The sequence below is a fragment of the Intrasporangium sp. genome, assembly GCF_032907665.1.
Lineage (GTDB): Bacteria > Actinomycetota > Actinomycetes > Actinomycetales > Dermatophilaceae > Intrasporangium.
In genome coordinates this window covers 7,983-12,084 of record NZ_JAJJPG010000108.1, presented here as the reverse complement: position 1 = coordinate 12,084, position 4,102 = coordinate 7,983, and the positions used below count along the sequence as shown (strand labels likewise).

General features: G+C 71.9%; 2 protein-coding genes. Both read left to right on the top strand.

Annotated elements, in window-relative coordinates:
- Positions 1 to 79 precede the first annotated feature (79 nt).
- Positions 80 to 2,050, top strand: a complete 1,971-nt coding sequence (locus tag LOY02_RS14560; protein WP_317183084.1) for an ABC transporter ATP-binding protein — start codon at positions 80 to 82, stop codon at positions 2,048 to 2,050.
- The gene (locus tag LOY02_RS14555) at positions 2,047 to 4,017 is read left to right on the top strand and encodes an ABC transporter ATP-binding protein (RefSeq protein WP_317183083.1); all 1,971 of its coding nucleotides are present in this window, start codon (positions 2,047 to 2,049) and stop codon (positions 4,015 to 4,017) included. The genes LOY02_RS14560 and LOY02_RS14555 overlap by 4 nt, the downstream gene beginning before the upstream one ends.
- Positions 4,018 to 4,102: the final 85 nt, after the last annotated feature.

Below are 4,102 nucleotides of genomic sequence, written 5' to 3'. Positions count from 1 at the left end.
GGGGACGGGCGCGAAGGAAGGGGTGCGCGGGGAAAACCGGTGGGGGCGCGTCCCCGGCGGGACCTAGGGTTGAAGGATCATGCGAGACTTCCCGCCCGACGTCCGGGCCTTCACCGAGCGCGCGACGACCAGTGACGAGCCCGATACGCGCAGCCCGCGAGCCTTCCTGCGCTGGATGGTCCGCCAGCAGGGCACGCTCTTCTGGGCCGGGCTGCTCATCGCCCTCGTGTGGATGGTTCCCCAGACGCTGGGACCGTGGATGGTCGGGCGGGCGATCGACGCCGGCATCGTCACCGGGGACACGGGGGCGACCCTGCGTTGGGTCCTCGTCCTCGGCGCGGTCACGGTCGTCGGCGCCCTGAGCGGAGTCGTCTACCACACGATCATCGTCCGCGAGTGGCTCATCGCCCTCTACGGCACGACCAAGCTCGTCACCCGCAAGGCACTCCAGCTCGGCCACGTCCTCACCCGGCGCACCCCGACCGGCGAGGTCCTGTCGGTCTCGGGCAGCGACGGCGACCAGTTCGGCGCGCTCATGGAGATCACGACACGCGCGTTCTCGCAGCTGATCGCCTATCTCGCCGTTGCCGCGATCGTCCTGTCGACCTCGGTCCGGATGGGTCTGCTCGTCCTGCTGTCCGCTCCGCTGCTCGTCGTGCTCGGCACACCGCTGCTGCGGCCGATGCAGCGCTGGCAGGGCATCGAGCGCTCCCGCAACTCCGAGCTGACCTCGATGGCGACTGACATCGTCGCCGGCCTGCGCATCCTCCGGGGCATCGGCGGCGAGGAGACCTTCGGCAGCAACTATGCCGGCCAGTCGCAGCGGGTCAGGCACTCCGGCGTCATGGCCGGCAAGTGGCTCGGCTCGGTCGAGGCGGTCGGGGTGCTGCTCTCCGGTGCCTTCGTCGTTGCCCTCATGTGGCTCGGCACGAGGGAGGTCGCTCAGGGCCGGCTCACCGTCGGGCAGTTCGTCAGCTTCCTCGGCTACGGGCTCTTCCTGCTCCAACCGATGCGCACCTTCGTCGAGTTCGCCCAGAAGTGGATCCGGGCGGTGGTCTCGGCCCGCAAGGCCATCGCGGTGCTCGGTCAGCGTCCGCCCTGGGTCGAGCCCGACCACGCTCGGGCGCTCCAGCCTGGGGCGCCCATCGTCGACGAGGCCTCCGGAGCGACCTTCGCGCCCGGCCGGCTCACCATGGTCGTCTCCGCGGTGCCCGACGACGCGGCGGCGCTGGCCGACCGGCTGGGCCGCTACCTCCCGGCCGACGAAGGCACGCTCGTCAGCGACGAGATCCCTGAGGAGCTCAAGGGCAAGGCGGCGAGGCGCGAGCGTTCTCGACGGGCCCAGCGGCGCGAGGAGCAGGCCCGGCGCGACGAGGAGCGCGCCCGACAGGCGTGGGGCGTCACGGTCGGAGGCGTCGACCTCGGCTCCGTGCCCCTCGACGAGGTCCGTCGCCACATCCTCGTCAGCGACACCTCACCCCAGGTCTTCGCCGGCACGCTCCGGGATGCCGTCGACCCCCTCGGGCGCCTCTCGCGCGCACAGGCCGAGCTGGCGCTGCACACGGCCGCGGCCGACGACGTCTTCGACGCGCTGCCGGGCGGCTGGCAGGGTGAGCTCGAGGAGCGCGGACGCGGACTGTCGGGTGGGCAGCGCCAGCGACTCGTCCTCATGCGCGCTCTGGCGGCGGACCCGGAGGTGCTCGTCCTCGTCGAGCCCACCTCCGCCGTCGATGCCCACACCGAGGCCCGGATCGCTGAGCGGCTCGGACCGCACCGCGAAGGCCGGACCACCATCGTCATGACGGCGTCACCGCTCCTGCTCCACCACGCGGACGACGTCATCCTGCTCGAGGAGGGCAGGGCCACCACGCGCGGACGGCACGTCGACCTGCTGGCGAGCTCAGCGGCATACCGCTCCGTCGTCGTGCGTGGCGAGGTCCAGCCGACCAGCCACCCCGACCACGACGACGACCACCACGACGTCGACCACCACGGCGACCCGCGGACCCAGCACCTCGTCACCCACTTCAGCGAGGAGGAGGCACCATGACACACGTCGTCGCCGACGTCTCGCCCCTGCCCCCCGACCTCGCGGCCGAGTCGGCGCGGACCTGGGAGGGCCCGCCACAGGTGCCGGTCGTCCCGGAGGACCTGCGCCCTCCGCAGACCGCCTCCGTCCAGGAGCGGGTTGCCGCGCTCCGCCGGCGGCACCTGTTGCGGGAGCGTCGAGCGCACGAGTTCGTCGCCGAGCAGATGAGCTCGCGCAAGGGGCTGCCCGTCGCCGAGAGCCGTCGCGTCCTCAGGTTCATCGGAGACCTGCTCGCCGAGCGGAGGCTGACGGTCGCGGCTGTCGTCGTGGCCAACGCCCTCGCTGCCGGTGCCGGGCTGCTCGTGCCCCGGCTGCTCGGGGGGCTCGTCGACTCGACCGTCGCCGACGTGCAGGCCGGTCGTCAGGAGGCGGCGCTCGCGGCAGCCAACTCGATGGCGCTGCTCGTCGCGGGAATCGTCGTCATCCAGGCCGCGCTGACGTTCGCTGCGCAGGTCAGCTCGGCAGTCCTCGGTCAGGGTGTGCTCGCCTCGGCACGCGAGTACGTCGTCCGCGCCATCCTCAAGCTGCCCCTGTCGCGCGTCGAGTCGGCTGGATCCGGCGACCTCGTCACCCGGGTCACCCGAGACGTCGGGACGATGAGTGAGTCGGTGCGATGGGCGCTGCCCCAGGCGATCATCGCCGGGACCACCGTCGTGCTCACCCTCGTCGCGATGCTCGGCAACTCGGTGATCCTGTCGCTGCCGTCCTTCGTCCTCATGGCGCTGGCCATGCTCCAGATTCGCCGCTACCTCACGCGCGCGCCCAAGGGCTACCTGACCGAGGGTGGCACGTACTCCCGGATCAACACGACGCTGACCGAGACCGTCGAGGGGGTGCGCACCGTCGAGGCCCTCGGTCTCGGCTCGAAGCGCCTGCGTCGTGGCGACGACGACATCGAGGTCTCCGGCCAGGCCGAGCGATACACCCTGACGCTGCGCAACCTGCTCTTCGTCGTCATGGACCTCGCCTTCAGCCTTCCCCGGGTGCTCGTCCTGCTCGTCGGCGCGATCGGCTACCTGCAAGGGTGGGCCACGCTCGGCCAGATCACGACGGCGATCCTCTACACGGAGGCGATCTGGCGCCCGTTCGAGATCCTCGTGCACACGGTCGACCGGGTGCAGGTCGGGGTGGCCTCGACGGCGCGGCTGCTCGGGATCGCCACGGTGCCGCCCGACCGCGAGGCGGGTTCCGAGCTGCCGGCCGGGCCGGACCTCGTCGGCCGGGACCTGCGTTACGCCTACCGGGCCGACCACGACGTCCTCCACGGCATCGACCTCGCGCTGCGGCCGGGGGAGCGGCTGGCCATGGTCGGCCCGAGTGGGTCCGGCAAGTCCACGCTCGGCCGCCTCCTCGCGGGGATCCACGGACCCCGCACCGGATCGGTCGAGGTCGGCGGCGTCAGCCTCACCTCCCTGCCGCTCGACGTCCTGCGCACCGAGGTCGCGCTCGTCACGCAGGAGCACCACGTCTTCATCGGATCGGTCCGTGACAACGTCGTGCTCGCCCGGGAGGACGCCTCCGACGAGGCCGTCGTCGAGGCACTGCGTGCGGTGGACGCGTGGGAGTGGGTGGAGCGTCTGCCCGACGGGCTGGAGACCAAGCTCGGCTCGGGACACACCCAGCTGACTCCGGGGCGCGCACAGCAGATCGCGCTGGCCCGGCTCATCCTCGCCGATCCGCACACCATCGTCCTCGACGAGGCGACATCGCTCATTGATCCCCGCACGGCCCGGCACCTCGAGGGCTCGATGAACGCGCTGCTCACCGGCCGCACCGTCGTGGCCATCGCCCACCGTCTTCACACGGCGCACGATGCGGAACGGATCGCGGTGGTCATGGACGGCCGGATCGTCGAGCTCGGCAGCCACGACGAGCTCGTCGGGCAGGACGGGGAGTACGCCGCGCTCTGGCGGGCCTGGACCTCCTGAGAGCACACGGCAACCCAGCTCGTATGCCGCTGGGTTGCCTCGCACGCGCCCCCGCCCTCAGCGTCGAGTGGCCCCAAATGCCGGG

Coding starts and splice junctions, on each gene's coding strand:
- LOY02_RS14560 (WP_317183084.1), top strand. CDS start 80: ATGCGAGACTTCCCGCCCGACGTCCGGGCCTTCACCGAGCGCGCGACG.
- LOY02_RS14555 (WP_317183083.1), top strand. CDS start 2,047: ATGACACACGTCGTCGCCGACGTCTCGCCCCTGCCCCCCGACCTCGCG.